This window comes from Streptomyces diacarni (assembly GCF_003323715.1).
Lineage (GTDB): Bacteria > Actinomycetota > Actinomycetes > Streptomycetales > Streptomycetaceae > Streptomyces > Streptomyces diacarni.
The window spans coordinates 43,555-64,129 of the sequence record NZ_QOIN01000057.1; the positions used below are offsets into that span (position 1 = coordinate 43,555).

Annotated in this window: 19 protein-coding genes and 1 tRNA gene; 15 read left to right on the plus strand and 5 right to left on the minus strand. The window is 72.1% G+C overall.

Going from position 1 to position 20,575, the window contains the following annotated elements:
• Positions 1-333 precede the first annotated feature (333 nt).
• On the plus strand, positions 334-1,740 hold the full coding sequence (locus DTL70_RS28100) for a hypothetical protein (protein ID WP_245979894.1): 1,407 nt from the start codon (positions 334-336) through the stop codon (positions 1,738-1,740).
• A 130-nt stretch (positions 1,741-1,870) separates the two neighbouring features.
• The gene (locus DTL70_RS28105; RefSeq protein ID WP_114024819.1) at positions 1,871-4,147 is read left to right on the plus strand and encodes an ATP-binding cassette domain-containing protein; all 2,277 of its coding nucleotides are present in this window, start codon (positions 1,871-1,873) and stop codon (positions 4,145-4,147) included.
• Between the two features lie 23 nt (positions 4,148-4,170).
• On the opposite strand, the gene DTL70_RS28110 is transcribed toward DTL70_RS28105, so the two are convergent.
• Both DTL70_RS28110 and DTL70_RS28115 read right to left on the minus strand, forming a co-directional pair.
• Positions 4,171-5,025: an SDR family NAD(P)-dependent oxidoreductase gene (locus DTL70_RS28110; RefSeq protein ID WP_114024820.1), complete on the minus strand. Its 855-nt coding sequence runs from the start codon at positions 5,023-5,025 to the stop codon at positions 4,171-4,173.
• A complete protein-coding gene (locus tag DTL70_RS28115) occupies positions 5,022-5,534 on the minus strand; it encodes a cupin domain-containing protein (protein WP_114024821.1) in 513 nt (170 codons plus the stop codon). Before DTL70_RS28115 ends, DTL70_RS28110 begins: the two co-directional genes overlap by 4 nt.
• Before the next feature lie 268 nt (positions 5,535-5,802).
• Here DTL70_RS28115 and DTL70_RS28120 point away from each other — a divergent pair, with 268 nt between their 5' ends.
• The 5 genes from DTL70_RS28120 (at position 5,803) to DTL70_RS28140 (ending at position 11,050) form a co-directional block, all read left to right on the plus strand.
• The gene (locus DTL70_RS28120; protein ID WP_114024822.1) at positions 5,803-6,162 is read left to right on the plus strand and encodes an STAS domain-containing protein; all 360 of its coding nucleotides are present in this window, start codon (positions 5,803-5,805) and stop codon (positions 6,160-6,162) included.
• A 209-nt stretch (positions 6,163-6,371) separates the two neighbouring features.
• The gene (locus tag DTL70_RS28125) at positions 6,372-7,355 is read left to right on the plus strand and encodes a Bug family tripartite tricarboxylate transporter substrate binding protein (RefSeq protein WP_114024823.1); all 984 of its coding nucleotides are present in this window, start codon (positions 6,372-6,374) and stop codon (positions 7,353-7,355) included.
• Positions 7,352-7,915 carry a tripartite tricarboxylate transporter TctB family protein gene (locus tag DTL70_RS28130; RefSeq protein ID WP_114024824.1) on the plus strand — a complete coding sequence of 188 codons (564 nt, stop codon included), beginning with the start codon at positions 7,352-7,354 and terminating at the stop codon, positions 7,913-7,915. The genes DTL70_RS28125 and DTL70_RS28130 overlap by 4 nt, the downstream gene beginning before the upstream one ends.
• 12 nt (positions 7,916-7,927) lie before the next feature.
• Positions 7,928-9,460 carry a tripartite tricarboxylate transporter permease gene (locus DTL70_RS28135; protein ID WP_114024842.1) on the plus strand — a complete coding sequence of 511 codons (1,533 nt, stop codon included), beginning with the start codon at positions 7,928-7,930 and terminating at the stop codon, positions 9,458-9,460.
• A gap of 351 nt (positions 9,461-9,811) precedes the next feature.
• Complete coding sequence (locus tag DTL70_RS28140; protein WP_114024843.1) at positions 9,812-11,050, plus strand: cation:proton antiporter; 1,239 nt, start codon at positions 9,812-9,814, stop codon at positions 11,048-11,050.
• Between the two features lie 186 nt (positions 11,051-11,236).
• Here DTL70_RS28140 and DTL70_RS28145 read toward each other — a convergent pair whose 3' ends face one another.
• Positions 11,237-12,535: a DedA family protein gene (locus DTL70_RS28145; protein ID WP_114024825.1), complete on the minus strand. Its 1,299-nt coding sequence runs from the start codon at positions 12,533-12,535 to the stop codon at positions 11,237-11,239.
• A 613-nt stretch (positions 12,536-13,148) separates the two neighbouring features.
• On the opposite strand from DTL70_RS28145, the gene DTL70_RS28150 reads away from it, so the two are divergent.
• The 3 genes from DTL70_RS28150 to DTL70_RS28160 all read left to right on the plus strand — a co-directional run bounded on the left by DTL70_RS28150 (position 13,149) and on the right by DTL70_RS28160 (position 16,131).
• A complete protein-coding gene (locus DTL70_RS28150; protein WP_114024826.1) occupies positions 13,149-14,792 on the plus strand; it encodes a M28 family metallopeptidase in 1,644 nt (547 codons plus the stop codon).
• A gap of 251 nt (positions 14,793-15,043) precedes the next feature.
• A complete protein-coding gene (locus DTL70_RS28155; protein ID WP_003999914.1) occupies positions 15,044-15,340 on the plus strand; it encodes a type II toxin-antitoxin system VapB family antitoxin in 297 nt (98 codons plus the stop codon).
• Positions 15,341-15,465: 125 nt separating this feature from the next.
• Positions 15,466-16,131 carry a LytR C-terminal domain-containing protein gene (locus tag DTL70_RS28160; protein ID WP_114024827.1) on the plus strand — a complete coding sequence of 222 codons (666 nt, stop codon included), beginning with the start codon at positions 15,466-15,468 and terminating at the stop codon, positions 16,129-16,131.
• A 72-nt stretch (positions 16,132-16,203) separates the two neighbouring features.
• Here the strand turns inward: DTL70_RS28160 and upp are convergent, their stop codons facing one another.
• Positions 16,204-16,839 carry a uracil phosphoribosyltransferase gene (gene upp, locus DTL70_RS28165; protein WP_114019193.1) on the minus strand — a complete coding sequence of 212 codons (636 nt, stop codon included), beginning with the start codon at positions 16,837-16,839 and terminating at the stop codon, positions 16,204-16,206.
• Between the two features lie 173 nt (positions 16,840-17,012).
• On the opposite strand from upp, the gene DTL70_RS28170 reads away from it, so the two are divergent.
• From DTL70_RS28170 to DTL70_RS28185, 4 genes are all read left to right on the plus strand, one after another.
• Entirely contained in the window at positions 17,013-17,336 is a 324-nt protein-coding gene (locus DTL70_RS28170; protein WP_114024828.1) for a hypothetical protein, read from the plus strand.
• Between the two features lie 286 nt (positions 17,337-17,622).
• Entirely contained in the window at positions 17,623-18,174 is a 552-nt protein-coding gene (locus DTL70_RS28175) for a tRNA adenosine deaminase-associated protein (RefSeq protein ID WP_114024829.1), read from the plus strand.
• 150 nt (positions 18,175-18,324) lie between these two features.
• On the plus strand, positions 18,325-18,909 hold the full coding sequence (gene tadA, locus DTL70_RS28180) for a tRNA adenosine(34) deaminase TadA (protein ID WP_114024830.1): 585 nt from the start codon (positions 18,325-18,327) through the stop codon (positions 18,907-18,909).
• Between the two features lie 10 nt (positions 18,910-18,919).
• Positions 18,920-19,006 (plus strand) — tRNA-Ser (locus DTL70_RS28185).
• 84 nt (positions 19,007-19,090) lie between these two features.
• Here the strand turns inward: DTL70_RS28185 and DTL70_RS28190 are convergent.
• The gene (locus DTL70_RS28190; protein ID WP_114024831.1) at positions 19,091-19,477 is read right to left on the minus strand and encodes a MerR family transcriptional regulator; all 387 of its coding nucleotides are present in this window, start codon (positions 19,475-19,477) and stop codon (positions 19,091-19,093) included.
• A 51-nt stretch (positions 19,478-19,528) separates the two neighbouring features.
• Here DTL70_RS28190 and DTL70_RS28195 point away from each other — a divergent pair, with 51 nt between their 5' ends.
• The gene (locus DTL70_RS28195; RefSeq protein WP_181861117.1) at positions 19,529-20,398 is read left to right on the plus strand and encodes an MBL fold metallo-hydrolase; all 870 of its coding nucleotides are present in this window, start codon (positions 19,529-19,531) and stop codon (positions 20,396-20,398) included.
• Positions 20,399-20,575: the final 177 nt, after the last annotated feature.

Genomic DNA, 20,575 nt, shown 5'->3' on the forward strand with positions numbered 1-20,575 from the left:
CCGATGACCCGCATGCGCCCCCGGGCGGCCTAACGTGCACCTGTGGCACCAGAACCCTTCTCCGCACGCCCCCACGGCCCCGGCCACCGGCCGGACGGCCGCGCACCCCGCCAGCGCGAAGGACACGCGGGCGCGCCCCCGCAACCGCCCGCCCCCTCTGCCCCGGACACTCCCCCGTCCCCGGACGCTCCCTCGGACCCGGACGCTCCCTCGGACCTGCACGCCCCCGCGCAAACGACCGCCCCTTCACCATCGTCCGCAGACCGGTCGGCCGCCGGCGGACGCGGGCCCAGTGAGGCATCGGACGGGCGAAAGACGCGGCGCCGCGGCCCGGTGCTCGACCTGCTGGCCGTACTGGCCGCGGTCGCGCTGGTCTCCACTGCCGTCGTCATCGGATCGGCCATCGAACGCGAGCACGGCACCCTGCGGGTGCACTGGCCGCCCTTCTACGCCGAACTCGACCCCCACGTCGGCCCGGGCACCCCCTTCGCCCTGCTGATCGCCGCGGCCGTCGTGGTGCACGGGCGGACGGTGGCGGCACGGCTGCCGTGGCGGTGGCTGCCCCCGGCGGCGTGGGGTGCCTCCATGGCGTGGATCTGGTCGCTCGCCCTGGTGGACGGCTGGCACAGAGGGGTGGAGAACCAGCTCACCTCCGCCTACGAGTACCTCCAGGAGATCGACCGCTTCGACGACGTGGGCGCGGCGCTGCGCACGTTCACCGACCACATCCTGCTGCACTCTGCCGACAACTGGGTGCCGCACGTGGCGGGCCACCCGCCCGGCGCCGTCCTCACCTTCGTCGGGCTGGACCGCCTTGGCCTGGGAGGCGGCCCCTGGGCGTCGGCCTTCGTCATCACCGTCGGGGCGTCAGCCGCCGCGGCCCTCCTGGTGGCCCTGCGCGCGCTGACGGACGAGGAACACGCCCGCAGGGCGGCCCCGTTCCTGGTGCTGGCACCCACCGCCGTGTGGGTCGGTGTGTCGGCGGACGGCTACTTCACCGCCGTCGCCGCGTGGGCGCTCGCCCTGCTCGCGCTGGCAGCCACCCGCACGGTCCGCGTGCCCTGGGCCGCCGCTCTGGGCTCCGGGCTCCTTTTCGGCCTCCTGTGCTACCTGTCCTACGGGCTCACCCTGTGCGCCCTGCTCGGCCTCACCGTCCTCGTGCTGGCACGCACGCTGCGGCCCCTGCCCTACGTGCTGGCCGGTGTCGCCGTGGTCGCCGCCGCGTTCACTCTGGCCGGTTTCAACTGGTGGGAGGCCTACCACCTGCTGACCGAGCGCTACTACCAGGGCGCGGCGGGCATCCGCCCCTACAGCTACTGGGTGTGGGGAAACCTGGCCTGCGCGGTCACCGTCGCCGGGCCCGCGGCGCTCGCGGGCGTACGACGCGCACTGGTGCGTGGAGCCGCCACGGGGCGGGAAACGATCGGTCGCCTGAGGGCGCGGCGAGCCGGCCGCCCCGAGAGCCCGGACCCGGCCGACGTCCGGCAACGGCCCGACGTCCGGCAACGGCCCGACGGCCGAAGCCGGCTCGTCGCACTCGTGCTGGCGGCCGCGCTCACCGTCGTCGTCGCCGACCTGTCCGGCATGAGCAAGGCCGAGACGGAGCGCATCTGGCTGCCCTTCCTCACCTGGCTGCTGCCCGCCGCGGCTCTCCTGCCGCGGGCGGGAGCCCGCTGGTGGCTCGCCGCACAGGCGGCCGTGGCCCTGCTCGTCAACCACGTGCTGCTGACGGGTTGGTGAGGGCCCGAGAAGCTCTGCGGGGCGTGAGCGGCGCCCGTTGTCGTACCCGGCACCTAGGCTGAGAGCCGATCGCTTCAGGAGGGGTGTCCGTGCGCCGCCGTGCCCGGACAGGAGTCGAGGAGAGCCGTCCATGCCCGTCGAGAACGCACCGGCCACGAAAGCCGACAGCCACGACGTCATCGAGGTGCGCGGCGCCCGGGAGAACAATCTCGCGGACGTCTCCGTCGCCCTCCCCAAACGCAGGCTGACCGTCTTCACCGGGGTCTCGGGCTCGGGCAAGTCGTCGCTGGTCTTCGGGACGGTCGCGGCCGAGTCGCAACGGCTGATCAACGAGACGTACACGGCGTTCGTGCAGTCGTTCATGCCGAGCCTGGGCCGCCCCGACGTGGACGCGCTGCGGAACCTGAGCGCCTCCATCGTCGTCGACCAGGAACGGATGGGCGCCAACTCCCGCTCCACCGTCGGGACGGCCACCGACGCCTACACGATGCTGCGGATCATCTACAGCCGCGTGGGGACGCCGCACCTCGGCACGTCCACGGCGTTCAGCTTCAACAGCGCCGAGGGCATGTGCGCCGAATGCGAGGGGCTGGGCGAGACGACGACCATCGACACCGACCAGGTCGTGAACCGCGAGCTGTCGGTGCGCGAAGGAGCGATCACCGCGCCGGGATTCGCCGTCGACACCTGGTTCTGGCAGGTGGTGGTGGGCTCCGGGTTCTTCGATCCGGACAAGAAGGTGCGCGACTTCACCGAGGAGGAGTGGCACGCGCTGCTGTACCAGCCGACGACGAAAGTCAGGGTCGGCACCTCCAACCTCACCTACGACGGAGTGATCACCCGCATCCAGCGCACCTACCTGTCCAAGGACCGGGAGGCGATGCAGGGCCACATCCGGGAGTTCATCGACCGGGCCGTCGCCTACGCCCCGTGCCCGGCGTGCGGCGGCAGCCGGCTCAGCCAGGCCGCCCTCTCGGTGACGATCGACGGGGTGAACATCGCGGACTGCGCCCGCATGCAGATCAGCGACCTGGCCGGGTTCGTCCGCCGCGTCGACGACACCTCCGTGGCGCCCCTGCGGGACACGCTGTGCCAGACCCTCGACTCGCTGGTCGACATCGGCCTCGGCTACCTGAGCCTCGACCGCCCGGCCGGCACCCTCTCGGGCGGCGAGGCGCAGCGCGTGAAGATGGTGCGGCACCTGGGCTCCAGCCTCACCGACGTCACCTACGTCTTCGACGAACCCACCATCGGCCTGCACCCGCACGACATCCGGCGCATGAACGACCTGCTGCTCCTGCTGCGCGACAAGGGCAACACGGTGCTGGTCGTCGAGCACAAGCCGGAGGTCATCGCCATCGCCGACCATGTGGTGGACCTCGGCCCCGGCGCGGGCAGTGACGGCGGCCGGATCTGCTACGAGGGCGACGTGGCGGGCCTGCGCGCCTCCGACACGCTCACCGGGCGCCACCTCGGCCACCGCGCCGGGCTCCGCGAGTCGGTGCGCACCCCCAAGGGCACGGTGCAGATCCGGGGCGCCGACCTGCACAACCTCAAGGGCGTGGACGTGGACATACCGCTCGGTGTCCTCACCGTCGTCACCGGCGTGGCGGGCTCGGGCAAGAGCTCGCTCGTCCACGGCTACCTCGCGGGCCGTGAGGGCGTGCTGGTGGCCGACCAGTCCGCGATCCGCGGCTCCCGGCGCAGCAACCCGGCCACCTACACGGGCCTGCTGGGCCCGGTCCGTACGGCCTTCGCCAAGGCCAACGGCGTCAAGGCCGCGCTGTTCTCCGCCAACTCGGCGGGCGCCTGCCCCCGCTGCAACGGCATCGGGCTCGTCTACACCGACCTGGCGATGATGGCCGGGGTCGCCTCCGTCTGCGAGGAGTGCGAGGGAAAGCGCTACACGCCCGAGGTGCTGGGCTACACGCTGCGCGGCAAGAACATCAGCGACGTGCTGGCCATGTCCGTCGCCGAGGCCCGGGAGTTCTTCCCGACGGGGCAGGCGAGTACGGTCCTGCGCCGGCTCGCCGACGTCGGGCTCGGCTACCTGCGCCTGGGCCAGCCGCTCAACACGCTCTCCGGCGGGGAGCGGCAGCGTCTGAAGCTGGCGATCCACATGGCGGAGAAGGCCGCCACCTACGTGCTCGACGAGCCGACGACGGGGCTGCACATGGCGGATGTCGACCAGCTCCTGGCGCTCCTGGACCAGTTGGTGGAGGACGGCAACTCGGTCGTCGTCATCGAGCACCACCAGGCGGTGATGGCCCACGCGGACTGGATCATCGACCTGGGCCCCGGCGGCGGCCACGACGGCGGGGAGGTCGTCTACTCGGGGCCTCCCGCACAGCTGATCGCCGAGGCCGACACGCTGACGGCCCGGCACCTGCGCGAGTACGCGGGCTGAGCGGCCGTGCGCAGTCGCCGGCCTCACCAGGAGGGGCGCGCGGTCACCCCGCCGTCGAGCACGAGATCGTGCCCGTTGATCCAGCGGGCGGCCGCCGAGGCGAGGAAGACGCAGGCGTCGCCCACCTCCTCGGCCGTGCCGAGGCGCCCGTCAGGTGCGGCCTCGCGCCACCTCCGCACCCCTTCGGGCCACTGCTCCTCGATGCCCTCGCGCCACACCAGGCCCGGCGAGACGGTGTTCACCCGCACTCCGAGCGGGCCGTACTCCTGGGCCGCGGCCCGCGCGTGGGCGACGATCGCGGCCTTGGAGGCGGCGTAGTGCGCGTGGCCCGGCGCGGGCTGGGCCGCCTCGATGGAGGCGATGTGGGTGACGGAGCCGCCGCCTGCGTCCGCCAGCAGCGGTGCGGCGGCCTGGGTGCAGCCGAAGACGCTGAGCAGGTTCGGCTCGAGCACCGCGCGCCACTCCCGCTCGGACATCCCGCACAGGTGAGTGACCGGCTGGGTGCCGGCGTTGTTGACGACGGCGCCGAGCCCCGCGTCGCGCCGCCACTCCGCCGCCTGCCCGACGACCGCGCGGCAGCCCGCCTCGGTGGACAGGTCTCCGTGGATGGCGCGGGCGACGCCGCCCGCCGCCTCGATGGACGCCACCGTCCGGCGGGCGCCTGCCTCGTCACCGCGGTAGTGCACGGCGACGGCCGCGCCCGCGGCGGCGAAGCGGTGCGCGATCCCGCGCCCGATGCCCCCGGAAGCACCGGTCACCAGAACGGTCCGCGGCCCGGATGCCGGGTCGGCCCGGCGTCCGGAGGCCGGGTCGGTCCCCGGCCCGGATACCGGGTCGGTCCGCGGCCCGGTCGTCGCCGCCTCGTCCCGCCGCGTCATCGGCCCAGCCTCCGGATGGCCCCGGCATGTTCCGGGTACCGCAGGGCGAGCGCTTCCGCGTCCCCGTGTTCGTATCCCGCGTCCGTGTAGCCGGGCGCCATGGTGCAGCCGAAGAGACTCCAGGCGCCGCCCGCCGCGACCTGCGCGCCCATCCACGTCCCGGCCGCCACGGTGAGCTGCACGTGGTGTCCTGCGCCGAGCACGTCGGGGCCGAGCACGGGGCTGCGCGCCGTGCCGTCGGGTGCGAGGAGGAGCAGTTCGAGGGGGTCGCCGAGGTAGTGGTGCCAGATCTCGTCGTCGGGCAGCCGGTGCAGGGCGCAGTAGTCGTCCTGCGCGGCGGTCAGCAGCATCACGATCGCCGACCCCTCGGGCCGCCCGTCGCCGCGCCGCGGTCCTGCCCACAGTCGGCGGAACCGGCCGCCTTCGCGGGGCAGCGGCTCCAGTCCGAAGTGTGCGGCCAGCGCCTCGGCCTCTCGCGCGTCCCGCGCCTGTTCCCGTCCCTGTCGCATCCCTCATGCACTGCCCCTTCCGCGTGCGGGACATGCGCGGGGCGCAGGAGGCGCGGGAGGGCCCAGGGAAAACCGCCGACCCCCATGTCACTCGTAAGGGTGAGATCAAGGCACTGAAGGGTTCGATATCCGCACTCACGCCCCAACCCCCACGAGGCGTGCCTAGAGTGCACTCGTTCGGCCCCGGACCCCGGCCGAACGAGGGAATCGCCGAGGAAATCGCCGTCGTGTCGCACCACCGTGCCACCCGCAGCGGAAGGGGTCATTCATGGTCGCCGTCCCCCGCCCCGACGCCCCGGAGCCCACCCGGTTCCGGATCGTACGCGCGAGGGGCGAGCTGGACATCGCCACGCTGCCCGAGCTGGAGACCGACCTGGTGCGGGCGTTCGGGCCCCCGGGGCCGCCCCGCGTCGTGCTGGACATGCGGAAGGTGACGTTCCTGGACTGCTCCGTGGTCCGCGTCCTGATGCGGGCCCGCGGAAGGGCGCTGTCCCGGGACGGCTCGCTCGTGCTGGTGTGCGCGCACGTGCCGGTCGGCAGGCTGCTGCGCCAGTTGGAGCTGGAGCACCGGCTGCCCGCCTACGCCTCGGTGGACGACGCCTGCTGCGGCGCACAAGTCAGCCGGTAACCGGGCAGCCGCGGACATCCCGCGGTCGCGACCACAACGACCACAACGACCAATACTTTTCTTGCCGCCGAAGGGCAGACACCGCCGTGGCGGGCGGGCAGCATGTGGGCTTCCCCCGCCGCCGCCGGTCCGGACGTCCCCCTCAGCACCGGGCCGGCGGCGGGTCACCCCCGTCCCTGCGGACTGCCCCGGAAAGGCGGTGTCCCCGCGTGCGCACGCGCGCCCTGCTCTCCCCCCTGGCAGCCGCGGTGGTCGTGCTGCTCGTACCGCCGCTGATCACGACCGGCAGCGGCACCTCGGGCGGCACGAACATCCCCGGTCTGCGCTTCATGGTGCCCAACACCCCCGGCGGCGGCTACGACATCACGGCCCGTACCGCGGCCAAGAACGCCGAGGACGCCGGGCTCAACCACAACATCGAGGTGTTCAATCTGCCCGGCGCAGGCGGCACCGTGGGCCTGTCCCGCCTGGTGAACGAGCGCGGCAACGGCAAGCTGGCCATGTCCATGGGCCTCGGCGTCGTCGGAGCCGTCCACACCAACCACGCGCCCTCCACGCTGGCCGACGCGACGCCGATCGCGCGGCTGACGGAGGAGCCGGACATCGTGGTCGTCCCGAAGAAGTCCAAGTACAAGACGTTCGACCAGCTGCTGGCCGACTGGAAGAAGGATCCGGGCGCTCTTCCCGTGGGCGGCGGCTCCTCCGCGGGCGGCCCGGACCATCTGGCGCCGATGCTGATGGCCCGCGCCGCCGGCATCGACCCGAAATCCGTGAACTACGTGCCGTTCGACGGCGGTGGCGAGCTGCTGGCCTCCGTCCTCGGCGGCAAGGTGAAGTTCGGTGTCTCGGGACTCGGCGAGTACCGGGACCAGATCGAGTCGGGCGAACTGCGGCTGCTCGCCGTCACCGGCCCCGAGCGGGTCAGGGGCTTCGACGCGCCCACCCTCAAGGAGTCCGGTCTCGACGTGGAGTTCACCAACTGGCGCGGCTTGATGGCCCCGCCCGGCCTGTCCGAAGCACAGCGCGACAAGCTGATCCGCTTCGTGCGCGAACTGCGCCACTCGAAGGAGTGGAAGGAGTCGCTGCGCACCAACGGCTGGGACGACGCCTGGCTGCCCGGTGAGAAGTACGGCCGCTTCCTCAAGAGCGAGGACGAGCGCGTCGACACGGTACTGAAGGAGCTGGGCCGGTGAGCACGCCCGAGACCCCACCCCCCGCGGACGCTTCCGCCGCGCCCCCTCCCCCCGCCGAACGGCCCACGGGGCTGCGCGCCTACTCCGAGCTCGGCGTCTGCGCCCTGCTGCTGGCCGTCGGCGTGCTCGTGCTGGTGGACGCGGTCACGATGGAGACCGTCGCCTCCGTACGCGGGCCCGTCGGCCCTCGCACCGTCCCGCTGATCGTCGGGATCGCGCTGCTGGTCGTCGCCGTGCTGCTCGCGGTGGACGTGCTGCGCGGCGGGCGCGGCGAGGCCGAGGGCGGCGAGGACGTGGATCTGAGCGAACCCGGCGACTGGCGGACGGTGGCCCTGCTCGCGGGCGTCTTCCTCGCGTTCGCCGCCCTGATCGACCCGCTCGGCTTCCCCCTGTCCGGGGCACTGCTGTTCTGGGGGTCGGCGTACGCGCTGGGCAGCCGCACCCACACGCTCACCCGCGACCCCCTGATCGCGGCCGGCCTCTCGGTGGCCACCTACGTCGTCTTCCACACGCTCCTCGGCGTGCAACTGCCGGGCGGACCGCTGATGGGAGTGGTGTAACCGATGGATGTCATGCTCTCGGCGAGCTCGGCGAGCTCCCTGATCGACGGTTTCGGTACCGCGCTCACCCCGCTCAACCTGCTGTGGGCCGCCACCGGCGTCCTGTTGGGCACCGCCATCGGCGTCCTGCCCGGCATCGGGCCCGCCATGGCCGTCGCCCTGCTGCTGCCCGTCACCTACGGGCTCGATCCGACAGCCGCCTTCATCATGTTCGCCGGCATCTACTACGGCGGCATGTTCGGCGGCTCGACCACGTCGATCCTGCTCAACACCCCAGGCGAGAGCGCCGCCGTGATCGCCGCCATCGAAGGCAATCCGATGGCCAAATCGGGGCGCGGCTCCCAGGCGCTGGCGGCGGCGGCCGTCGGCCACTTCGCGGGCGGCATGATCGGTACGACCCTGCTGGTCGTCCTCGCGCCGACCGTCGCGGACCTGGCCGTGGACATCGGCGCCCCCGACTACTTCGCCATCATGGTGCTGGCCTTCATCGCCGTCACCTCCGTCCTCGGCTCCTCCCGCGTGCGCGGCTTCGCCTCCCTGCTGATCGGACTGACCATCGGACTGGTCGGCCTCGACCAGATGACGGGCCAGCAGCGGCTGACGTTCGGCAGCCTCCAACTCTCCGACGGCATCGACGTGGTGATCGTCGCCGTCGGCCTCTTCGCCATCGGAGAGGCCCTGTGGGTGGCAGCCCACCTGCGGCGCGGCGGACAAGGCGCCATCCCCGTCGGCCGCCCGTGGCTGGGCCGCCACGAGCTGCGGCGCACCTGGAAGCCGTGGCTGCGCGGGCCCGTCATCGGCTTCCCCTTCGGCGCCATCCCGGCAGGCGGCGCGGAGATCCCCACGTTCCTCTCCTACATCACCGAGAAGCGCCTCTCGAAGAACAAGCAGGAGTTCGGCAAGGGCGCCATCGAGGGCGTCGCCGGACCCGAGTCGGCGGCCTCCGCCTCGGCCGCGGGCACGCTGGTCTCCATGCTGACACTCGGCCTGCCCACCACGGCCGTCGCGGCCGTGATGCTCGCCGCCTTCCAGCAGTACGGCATCCAGCCGGGACCGCTGCTGTTCGAACGCGAACCCGAGCTGGTGTGGGGCCTGATCGCCTCGCTGTTCGTCGGCATGGTGATGCTGCTCGTCCTCAACCTGCCGCTCGCCCCCGTCTGGTCGAAGCTCCTGCGCGTCCCGCGGCCCTACCTGTACGCGGGCATCCTCTTCTTCGCAGCCGTCGGCGCCTACGCGGTGGGCGGTGAGGCGATCGACCTCGTCATCCTGCTGATCATCGGCCTCATCGGACTCATGATGCGCCGCTACGGGCTGCCCGTCCTGCCCGCCATCATCGGCGTCATCCTCGGCCCCAACGCCGAGCAACAGCTGCGCAGGGCGCTGCAGATCAGCGACGGCAGCGTCACGGGGCTGGTCAACACGCCCTTCGCGGTGACCGTCTACGCGATCATCGTCGTCCTCCTCGCCTGGCCGTGGCTGAAACGGCTGCTGCCGAGTGCGCGCCGGAGCGAGGGGCGGCGCGAACGCGTGGAGGACGGCGGCTGAACCAGGCGCGCTGCCGCGCCGCTCCCCCCTCCCCTCCCCTCCCCTCCCCTCCGCTCCTCTCCTCTTCCCTTCTCTCCTCCCCCTCTCCCGCCGCAAGGGACTCCCCCCGGGCGCGGGCCTCCGAAACCGGAGGTCCGCGCCCTTCTGTCGTCCGGCCCGCCACCCTGTGGAATTGGTTTGGTAAAGTAACTATTAACGCTTTCTTGACTACCTCTTTGCCTGATCATGTGCAAGAGGCCGGACGCCAGGAGGAGCCATCAGCTTGCCGACGCCCGACCATCCCGCAGTTGCCCGCACGCCCCTCATCTCCCCGGGGGACTGAGCATGGGCCACGCCGACACCCTGCTCGCCATGGGCGGCGCCTTCGTCGCCGCCGCTGTCCTCGCCCGCCTCGGCAACCGCATCGGACTGCCGACGATCCCCCTGTTCATCCTCGCCGGGATCCTTCTCGGCCCCCACACCCCCGGCTACGTCCTGGTCGACGACCCGCACGAGCTGGAAATGCTCTCCACCCTCGGGCTCGTCCTGCTGCTCTTCTACCTCGGGCTCGAGTTCCACGTGGGAGACCTCAAAGCAGGCGGCCGCAAAATGGCGCTCGCCGGCGGCATCTACCTCGTCCTGAACGTCGGCGCCGGCCTCGGCTTCGGCTTCGCCCTCGGCTGGGGCACCTCCGAGGCGCTGGTACTCGCCGGAGTGCTGGGCATCTCCTCCTCGGCCATCGTCACCAAGACGCTGGTCGACCTCGGCCGCCTCGGCAATGCCGAGACCAAACCCATCCTGGGCATCATCGTCGTCGACGACATCTTCCTCGCCCTCTACCTGGCGGCGCTCCAGCCCGTGCTCACCGGTGCCGACGAGGCGGGCACGGCGCTGCTCCAGATCGCCAAGGCGTTCGCCTTCCTCCTGGTACTCGGGCTCGCGGCCCGCTTCGGCAACCGCGTGATCAACAGGCTGTTCGCCACCCGGGACAACGAACTCCTCGTCATCTCCTTCCTCGGCGCAGCCGTGCTGGTCGCGGGTGTCGCGGAGGAGTTCGGCGTCGCCGACGCCATCGGCGCCTTCATGGTCGGCCTCATGCTCGGCAACACCGCCTCGGGCGACCGCATCCGCGAACTCGTCCACCCGCTGAGAGACGCCTTCGGCGCCATCTTCTTCTTCGGCTTCGGCCTGTCCATCGACCCCGGCGACCTGCCCACGGTCCTCGTGCCCGTCCTCCTGGCAGTGGCCCTGACCCTGGCGATGAACGTCCTCTCGGGCGTGTGCACCGCCCGCATCTACGCGTTCGGAGCACGGCCGGCGGCCAACGTCGCCACCACGCTGCTGGCCCGTGGCGAGTTCTCCCTCATCCTCGCGGCCATGGCCGCGGCCGCCGGCCTCGACGACCGCCTCGCCCCCTTCATCGCCGGGTACGTCCTCATCCTGGCCGTACTCTCCCCCCTGCTCACCGGCCAGACCTCACGCATCCCGGCAAGTCCCTCCACCACGAAGGAGCCCCCCTCCGACACCGCCCCGACCTCCGCGGCCTCCCAGGAGTCCTCGGGGAACGGGACCGCTTCGGACCGGCCGTCCTACGCGGAACCCCCCGCCTGACCGGCACGCGCGACGCCCACAGCGCACGGGCCCCGGCACCGCGATCGCGGTGCCGGGGCCCGGTACTTTGCTCGCACCACACGAACCGCTGTGGCCCGAGGCGACAGCGGCAGGCCGGCTCGAAACCCCTGGCGACAGGCGACGGGCCGGCCCGGAACCCTCCAACGGCAGACCGGCCCGGACCTTCTAGCGACGGGCGTGGCGGCCGCGGCCCGGACGGTTCTGCGAACCCGACGGGTCCTCCGACGGCGCCGACGGATCCCGGGGCGGTCCCGACGGGTCCTGAGGCGGCGCGGAGGGGCCGTGCGGTCCGCCGTCCCCGCCGTACGGGTCACCGGCGGCGGGGGCCTGGGGTGTGCCGCCCCGCCCGTACGGGTCCTGCGGCGCCGCGCCGTCGTGCGGGCCCGGGTACACCGGGGCACCGTCGCCGTAGGGCGCGCCGATTTCGTCGTTGGGGCCCTGACGGTGTCCCTGCTGCCCGTAGGAACCAGGCGCTCCGGGAGCCCCCGGGGCGCCAGGGCTGCCGGGCGCGCCGTACCCCGGGCCGGGACCGTAGGCCCCCGGCGGGTTGCCCGCGCCCGGACCGTAAGGCTGCTGAGGCCGGCCAGGACCGTGACCGTAGGGAGCGTTCGGGTCCTGGGGCCCGGCCCCAGGACGACCCGCCCCGTAACCCGGCTGGGCAGCGCCCGGCTCCGGCGCGTACGCACCGTGCGCGTTGTGGTTGCCGGGGTGCTGAGCGGGGCCGGGACCGTAGCCCGGACCAGGGTGGCCGTGACCGTGGCCGTGGTCACCGGTGGGCGCGCCCGGCGTCTGGGGGTGCGCCTCGTCGGGCGCGGGCGCGGCGGAGGACGCGTCGTTCCTCGCGGAGCCCTTACCGCGGTTGCGCAGGTACTCGATCACGATCGGGACGACCGACAGCAGCACGATGCCGACGAGGATCAGCTCGATGTGCTCGTGGACGAAGTCGATCTGGCCGAGCGCGGCGCCCAGCAGGGTCACGCCGGCTCCCCACAGGGTGCCGCCGATGACGTTGAAGAGGACGAACGACCCGTACCGCATCCCGCTCACGCCCGCGATGATCGGCGTGAACGTGCGGACGACCGGCACGAAACGAGCCAGCACCAGCGACTTGGGGCCGTGCTTCTCGAAGAACTCGTGGGCCTTCTCGACGTTCTCCTGCTTGAACAGCCGGGAATCCGGCCGCCTGAACAGCGCGGGGCCGACCTTTTTCCCGAACAGATAGCCCGCCTGGTCACCGAGCACCGCGGCCAGCACGATCAGCAGGCACATCAGCCACAGCGGCATGTCCAGCTGGTCGGTCACGATCAGGAGGCCCGTGGTGAACAGCAGCGAGTCGCCGGGCAGGAAGAAGCCGATGAGCAGGCCCGACTCCGCGAAGACGATCGCCAGGATCCCGACCGGGCCGAACGTGTTGATCAGGAAGTCCGGATCCAGCCAGCTGGGTCCTAGGGCGAGGTTGGTCACGGAGGGCTCCTGATCAGGGGCGCGAGTTGGGGGCACCTCCCGGCCGGGGGCTGGGGGAGGGCGACGCGGACAGCACACGGGCCGTATCGGACGCTACACGCTACCAACGCGCCCCCCTCACCCACCGTTCCCGACCACTCGATGCGCGAGCGCGCGCTCACCCGATACGCGAGCGCGCGCTCACTCAGTGCATGAGCGCGCGGCACGCGAGCGCCCGGAGCGCATGTGCCCGGTCGGCGGGTACCCGGAGCGCAGGTACGCGGGAGCGCGAGCACCCAGCCCGCAGACACCCGGTCTGCGGGTACACGGGCCGCACGCACGCAGCCGACCCGCCGGCCCGCGGGCACCCGGCCCGCGGGCGCCCGGAGCAGGAGTGCGTACGGGGCGCTTTCCCCATGTGCCCCCGGGCCTCGAAAGCCGGAGCGTGCCCCAGGCGCCCCAGCGGTGTTCCCCCACGCGGCGGGCCCACACGCCGCGTGCCCGTACGGGCGTTCCCTCCGGGCCCGGCGCCCGCTAGCTTCCCTCTCACCGAGTCCGCGCGTCCGTATGCCGGACGCCCCACGGACATGGAGCACCACACGCCGAACAGCCGTTCCCCGAAAGGACCACGACTGTGTCCGTACCGCTCCGTTCCCGCTCGTCCCTCGGCCTCTTCCGCAAGAGATGCGCCAGTAACACGGTCGCCGCCGTCGCGGCGGCAGCCCTCGCGACCCCGCTCCTCCTCGCCTCCACCCCGGCGGGTGCCACCCCGCACCAGCCCCCGCGTCCCCATTCCCGTCCGCATCCGCACTCGGACGCGGCGAAGGAGGGCGACAAGCTCGCCAGGAAGCTGGTGCACCGCACCGGTGCGAAGGGGGCGCGCCGGCACCTGACGGCCCTCAGCGCGCTCGCGAGGGTCAGCGACGGCAACTGGGGCGCCGGTTCCCGGGGGCACGACCGTTCGGCCGCGTACGCGGGCGCCCTGCTGAAGGCGGCCGGCTACAAGGTGGCGTTCCAGGAGTTCGAGTTCACGTTCCGCGAGACCCTCGCCGAGAAACTGACGGTGCTCGGACCCGCGCAGCACGATGTCCCGCTCACGCTGATGACGTACACGAAGAGCACGCCGGAAGGGGGCGTGGAGGCGCCCGTGGCGGCGGTACCCGTGGACGCGGACGGCTCCAGCGGTTGCGACGCGGCCGACTACGCGCAGGGCACGTTCGAGGGGCGGATCGCGCTGATCCAGCGCGGCTCGTGCTCGTTCGCGCAGAAGCAGGCGGTGGCCGCGGAGGCCGGAGCGGTCGGTGCCGTCATCTACAACAACGAGGACGGCGCGCTCAACGGAACCCTCGGCAGCCCCGACGACGCCCGCATCCCGACCGGCGGCATCACCCGGGCCGACGGTGAGGCGCTGGCACGGCAGGCAGGGAAGGGCGGGGTCACCGTCAATCTGGAGGTGCGCGAGTTCCAGGAGCAGCGCACGACGCACAACGTCCTCGCGGAGACCCGGGGCGGTGACGCGGACCATACGGTGATGCTCGGCGCCCACCTGGATTCCGTGCCCGAGGGGCCCGGCATCAACGACAACGGGTCGGGCTCCGCGGGTGTCCTGGAGGCGGCGCTGCAACTGGCGAGGGCCGATCACAGGGGCAGGCACGCCAACAAGGTGCGTTTCGCGCTGTGGAGCGCCGAGGAGCTGGGCCTGCTCGGCGCTGAGCACTACGTGGAGCAGCTTCCGGAGGGTGAGCGCGAAGAAATCGCGCTCTATCTGAACTTCGACATGATCGCGAGCCCGAACTACGGGGTGTTCGCCTACGACGGCGACGACTCGGACGAGACCGGTTCGGGTCCGGGGCCGAAGGGGTCGGCGACGCTGGAGAGGGACTTGGTGGACTTCCTCGCCACCCGCGGACTCCCGACGCGCGGCACCGACTTCGACGGCCGCTCCGACTACGGTCCCTTCATCGCGGCGGGCATTCCGTCGGGCGGCACGTTCACCGGTGCGGAGGGTGTGAAGACCGCGGAGGAGCAGAAGCTGTGGGGCGGTACGGCGGGTGACGCCTACGACGGCTGCTACCACCAGGCCTGCGACACCCTCGACAACATCGACATGCGCGCGTTCGACGCCAACGTGAAGGCGATCGCCAACGCCGTCGGCCACTACGCCTGGGATACCAGCGGGCTGCCCGGCGGCACCGGCCGGCCGGCCGACGCGCGGACGACCGCCGCCCCGACCGGGCCGGCGTACGGCCCCTACAAGGGGGCACGCCTGTTCCGCTAGTCGCCACAAGGGACGTCTGGTCGCGCCGGGAGACGCCGCACGGCCTCGGCGGCGTTTCGTTGTCCACAGGCTGTGGACAACGAAACGCCGTGACGGCCCCTCCACCCGACGGTGGTGCGGGCCCGCCACCACCGTCCTCGTCCGGCCACTCACGCCCTGCCCGCTTTCCCCCCGCTTTACGGGTAGATCGTCCGGATTGCGCCACGGTCGCGAGGCTGCGCCCGGTACCGGTGGCCCGGTAGGCTTTCCGTGTGATCTTCAAGCGAATCGGAAACGGGCGGCCGTACCCCGACCACGGCCGGGAAAGCACCCGTCAGTGGGCGGATGTGGCCCCGCGACCGGTGCGCCTTGACCAGCTCGTCACCACCAAGGGCCAGCTCGACCTGGAGACGCTTCTCGCCGAGGACTCGACGTTCTACGGCGACCTGTTCGCCCACGTCGTCAAGTGGCAAGGGGACCTCTACCTGGAGGACGGGCTGCACCGCGCCGTCCGCGCGGCCCTCCAGCAACGCCAGGTGCTGCACGCGCGCGTACTCGAACTCGACTGAGCACCGCCCTGCTGCGTACGCATGTCCGGGCGGAGAGGTGTCCGTATCCCCCGTTCGGGTGCGTGTCCTGACGAGTCGTTGATCATCTAGTAGGCAGTACTGCCTTTGGCCATTACCCTGCGCACATGAGCATGCTCACTCCTCCGGGCCTGGGCGGGAAGTACCGCATCAGGGGCGACCGTTACCCGCGGATGCGCAGGCCACGGCGGAGGGGGAGAGTTCTCGCGGTCGCGCTGTCGGGAGCGGCGGCCCTGGCCGTGCTGGGATGGGGCACACTCCAGCTCGTCGACATCTTCTCCGCCGACGCGCCCACCAAGGCCGCCGACGCCGGCAACGCCAAGGCCGCCGACTGCGCCTCCCCGGCCGCAGCCGTCCGGCCCGGCGCCCGCGGCAGCGCGCACCTGCCGAAGCCCGGTGACGTCACCGTCAACGTCCTGAACGCCACCTCACGTACGGGCCTGGCCAGGGACACCGCCGACGAGCTGGAGAAGCGCGGCTTCACCGTCGGCAAGGTGGCCAACGCACCCGCGGAGCTCGCCAAGGAGATCAAGGGAACGGGTGTTCTCATCGGCGCCCCGGGCGCGGAGAACACGGCGCGTCTGAAAACCCTCGCCACCCAGCTGAAGGGCGAGGAGATCCGCTACGACGAGCGGGACGGCGACGCGCTCGACCTCGTCCTCGGTGAGAAGTTCACCGAGCTGACCGAGGAGAAGGCCGCCACGGCCGCTCTCGCCGGACCAGCGGCACCCCGACCGTCCGCCTCCACGCCGCACGACCCCACCACCTGCTGAGCCGGAAACCGCCGTACGGGCGATACCGGGGGACAGATGGGGTGGGACGGCCTGTGGGAGCGCGCGGAGGCGCTAGCTCACCGTTCCGTACATCCGGTCGCCCGCGTCGCCGAGCCCCGGCACGATGAAGCCCTGTTCGTTGAGGCGCTCGTCCACCGAGGCGGTCACCACGGTGACCGGCGTCCCCGCGAGCTCGCGCTCCATGACGGCCACGCCCTCCGGGGCCGCCAGCAGGCAGAGCGCCGTCACGTCGTCGGCGCCGCGCCGGATCAGCTCCTGGATCGCGGCCACCAGCGTGCCGCCCGTCGCGAGCATGGGGTCGAGGACGTAGACCTGGCGCCCGGAGAGGTCGTCGGGCATGCGGTTCGCGTACGTGGAGGCCTGGAGGGTCTCCTCGTCGCGGATCATCCCGAGGAAGCCGACCTCGGCGGTCGGCAGCAGCCTGACCATCCCCTCCAGCATTCCGAGCCCCGCACGGATGATCGGCACCACCAGGGGGCGCGGACGGGAGAGCTGCACGCCGGTCGTCCGGGTCACCGGCGTGGTGATTCCGACCTCCTCGACGCGCACGTCGCGGGTCGCCTCGTACGCGAGCAGGGTCACCAGCTCGTCCGCCAGCCGGCGAAAGGTGGGCGAGTCGGTGCGCGCGTCGCGCAGGGTGGAGAGCTTGTGCGCGACAAGGGGATGGTCGACGACGTGGGTCCGCATGCTTCGACAGTATCCGAGGCCCCGCCCACCCGGCCCCGCCGGGACCCCTGCCGGTCTCATCGCCTGCCGCACCGCGAACGAGAGCCGGGGCGCACGGACGAACGAGAGCGGGGGCGCACGGGCGTACCACCGGCGCACCGGGGAAGGTGGCCAGGTACACCGGAGGTGTGCGTATGACACAGGCAGAAGCCGAGGCGTCGGATGCCCAGGCGTCGAGTGCCCAGGCGCCGAAAGCGGCGTCGAAGCCCGTCCGGCAGCCACGGCGGCGGGCCGGGGAACCGGACCGCCAGGACCGCCGTACCGACCGTGCGGAACAGCCGGACAGGGACAGGGCGGACCGGAAAGCCCCCACGGACACGGAGCGGCTGCGCCGTCGTGCCCGCTTTCTCCGAGAGCTGAACGAGGCGAAGGAACTGCGCGAACGCGTCCACCCGCGCCGTTCGCGCGCCGCCCGAAGGCGCCGGCAGGCACTGCGGATGCGCACGTTCCGCTGGTGAGCCCGGCGCCTGTCCACTGGTGAGCCGGACGCGCACCCCGCCGGGGAGCGCCCAAGCGGCCCGAGCCGGAACGCGCTCCGTGGACAGCTCTGCGTCGCGAGTTGTCACAGTGAGTCGTCGCAGGCGGGGGCGCGGATGAACGTTCGGGCAACAGTCGGGCAAACAGCACGGCGACGCACTGTCGAAGACCCTTCGCACAGCCCGGGTTTCTGCCACGATGCCCGATGGGGCGGGGCACGGTCCTCGTCAGCACTCGGGCACCTCTTGAATCAGTGGGAGAGTCACGGTGTATTTCGCCGCGCTGCTCGCGCGCACCGAAGACGGGTGGGAAGCGAGCGACACAGAGCTTGACGATGTGGAGACCCTGGCCGACCTGGCCGACCTGGCCCGGGAGGCCACGACGGACGACGAGACAGTGCTGGTCTGCATCGAGCAGGAGGGGGAATGGTTCGGCGTCGTCCGCGTGGACGGTGAGGACGACCCGCGCGTCTACGTGTCCGACGCCGCGGCGGCGATGCGCAGTTCGTACGGCGAAATACTGCTGTCGGACGAGCTGCTGGGCCGCCAGCCGGAAGACCCCTCCGCGCTCGACCAACTCGTGGACCTGGACGGCACGGAAGAAGGGGAGCCGGAAGGCGCCGAGAACGACGACGAAGAGGCCGAGCGCACCGCCGCCGCCGACGCGGAAACCGCACCCGCCGGACCGCTGGGCGACCCGGACGTCCTCTCCGACCTGGGCATGGGCGGCAAGGCGCTGCTCTCACTCGTCCCCGAGGACGCGCTGGCCGAGGTCGCAGAGGCCCTGGGCTGTACGGACGTGCTGGAGTCCGTGCGCTGACCGCGTCGGGCCCGGGCCCGACGCGGGGGCCGGCCGGGCCCGGGCCGACACACCGGACAGCCGTCGCCGGCCCGGCCCGGATGCGTGTCTGGTCCCGGGCCGGGCCGGTCCGCGGTGCCGGGGGCACGTCCCGGGCGCGACACTGGACCCATGACCCCCGCACACGACGAGGCCGAGCGGCCGGCGGTCACGGCCTCCTCCCCTCCGTCCTCCCCTGACCCGGTGCGCGACCGCTGGCGCGAGCCCATGAGACTGGCGCTGACGGAAGCCGAACGGGCACCGGGAACGGGGGACGTACCGGTCGGCGCCGTCGTCCTCGGGCCGGACGGTGCCGTACTCGGCACAGGGCACAACGCCCGTGAGGCGGACGGCGATCCGACCGCGCACGCGGAGGTCCTCGCCCTGCGCGCGGCGGCCGGAAAGCGGGGCGACAGCTGGCGCCTGACGGACTGCACACTGGTCGTCACCCTGGAGCCCTGCACGATGTGCGCAGGGGCGGCCGTGCTCTCCCGGGTGGCGCGCGTCGTCTACGGCGCTCCCGACACGAAGGCGGGCGCCGCCGGCTCCCTCTGGGACGCCCTGCGCGATCGCCGCCTCAACCACCGGCCGGAGGTCGTGAACGGGGTACTGGCCGAGGAGTGCGCCACCCTCCTCACCACCTTCTTCCGCACCGCACCCCCCACACCCCCCGCGGGCCCTCCAACCGATTTCGACCCAGGGCCCTCAGTGGGCTAGAGTTCCTCTCGGTAGCGTGTCCGAGCGGCCGAAGGAGCTCGCCTCGAAAGCGAGTGAGGGGGCAACTCCTCCGTGGGTTCAAATCCCACCGCTACCGCTTGTGAGCAGGATGAACGAGGGCCCCGACCGGTGACGGTCGGGGCCCTCGTCGCTTTCTCCCGGCGGCGACCGACGCCGCGGGTCACGCCGTCGAGGACGCGAAGTCCCGGCACTCTGGGCATTCGCGGACGACGGGGTGGGAACAGTCCAGCACGTGATCGAGGAAGGTCGCGGTCCGTTCGAGTCGGGCGCGTTGCCGGTCGATCACGTCGCGTTGCTGCGCGATGAGGTGTCTGCGGTCTTCTCGCCGGCCGTTCAGCAACTGGGCGATCACGTTCAGCGGCAGGCCGGCTTGCCGGCATTTGACTGCGATCGAGAGCGCGTCCAGCAGCTCCGGGTCGTAGCGTCGGGCATCGCCCGCGGTCCGATGCGGGGTGATCAGCCCTTCGGCCTCCCAGTGCCGGAGGAGGTGCGTGGAGACCCCGAGACGTGCGGCCGCCTCGCCGATTCGCAGTAGCTGAGTGCGCATGGACCCATCGTCCTTGACTTCGTGTCGACGCGAACTTCTACCGTCCACCGCGTGCGAATCCACGAACTCAACTGCGGAACCCTCGACGTCCCCGGTGGGGAAGCCGTCTTCGGGGTGCCCCACTTCGTCTGCAGATGCCTCCTGATCGAGCTGGAGGACCGGCTCGTCGCCGTCGACACCGGGATCGGGCGCGGAGATATCGAGTCCCCCGAGCTTCGCCTGGGGAAGGACTGGATCGCTCAGGTCGGTCCGGCTCTCGATCCCGATGAAACGCTGATCGCCCATGTCGTCTCGCTGGGTTTCGATCCGGGGGACGTCTCCGACGTGATCTTGACTCATCACCACCGCGACCACGTCGGCGGGCTCTCCGACTTCCCCTCGGCCCGGGTTCACACCACGAGCGCCTGCCGCTCCGCCGTCGAGGAAGGAGAGGGTCGTGTCATCCCCGCGCAGTGGGCGCACGGCGTGGTGTGGGCTCCGGCGCCCGTGCCCGCGGCCGACTGGCGGGGACAGGCCTCCTGGAGACTCGACGGTCTCCCGGCCTCGATCCGTCTGGTCGCGCTGTCCGGCCACTCCCCGGGACATGCCGGGGTACTCGTCGACGACGCCTTCAGGGGCCGGGAGCTCCTGCACATCGGCGACGCGGTCCACCATCACGCGCAGCTCACCTGCACGGCGCCGCCCGCGGTCGAAGCATTCGCCGCCGCCACACAGCACGACGAAACCGCCAGGCTCCACACGCAGCGGCTGCTGGCCGAGCTCGCCGGTGAGGGGACGGTGCGTCTGGTCAATTCGCACGACCCCGATCCAGACTCCGGCGCCGGCCCTGGGACCGGCCCCGGCCCAGATCGCGATGCCGTACCCGTCAGCCAGTCCCGGAAACCACTCACCGCCCGGCACGTCGGTGCGGACCAGCACTGATCCAGGTGATGCAGCGCCACCTGCCCCAGCGCGGCCTCAATCGCCGCCAGAGGCCGCTAGGCCGTTTCTGATGGCTCTTGGACGGTGTCGCGGAGCCAGATGTTGATCGCTGTGACGGCGAGTGTGCCGTTGAAGATGTAGTCGCGCTTGTCGTAGCGGCTGGCCACCGCCCGGTAC

Coding starts and splice junctions, on each gene's coding strand:
- DTL70_RS28135 (WP_114024842.1), top strand. CDS start 7,928: ATGCTCTCGGCGAGCTCGGCGAGCTCCCTGATCGACGGTTTCGGTACC.
- DTL70_RS28170 (WP_114024828.1), top strand. CDS start 17,013: ATGACACAGGCAGAAGCCGAGGCGTCGGATGCCCAGGCGTCGAGTGCC.
- tadA (WP_114024830.1), top strand. CDS start 18,325: ATGACCCCCGCACACGACGAGGCCGAGCGGCCGGCGGTCACGGCCTCC.
- DTL70_RS28115 (WP_114024821.1), bottom strand. CDS start 5,534: ATGCGACAGGGACGGGAACAGGCGCGGGACGCGCGAGAGGCCGAGGCG.
- DTL70_RS28160 (WP_114024827.1), top strand. CDS start 15,466: ATGAGCATGCTCACTCCTCCGGGCCTGGGCGGGAAGTACCGCATCAGG.
- DTL70_RS28120 (WP_114024822.1), top strand. CDS start 5,803: ATGGTCGCCGTCCCCCGCCCCGACGCCCCGGAGCCCACCCGGTTCCGG.
- DTL70_RS28110 (WP_114024820.1), bottom strand. CDS start 5,025: ATGACGCGGCGGGACGAGGCGGCGACGACCGGGCCGCGGACCGACCCG.
- DTL70_RS28105 (WP_114024819.1), top strand. CDS start 1,871: ATGCCCGTCGAGAACGCACCGGCCACGAAAGCCGACAGCCACGACGTC.
- upp (WP_114019193.1), bottom strand. CDS start 16,839: ATGCGGACCCACGTCGTCGACCATCCCCTTGTCGCGCACAAGCTCTCC.
- DTL70_RS28190 (WP_114024831.1), bottom strand. CDS start 19,477: ATGCGCACTCAGCTACTGCGAATCGGCGAGGCGGCCGCACGTCTCGGG.
- DTL70_RS28140 (WP_114024843.1), top strand. CDS start 9,812: ATGGGCGGCGCCTTCGTCGCCGCCGCTGTCCTCGCCCGCCTCGGCAAC.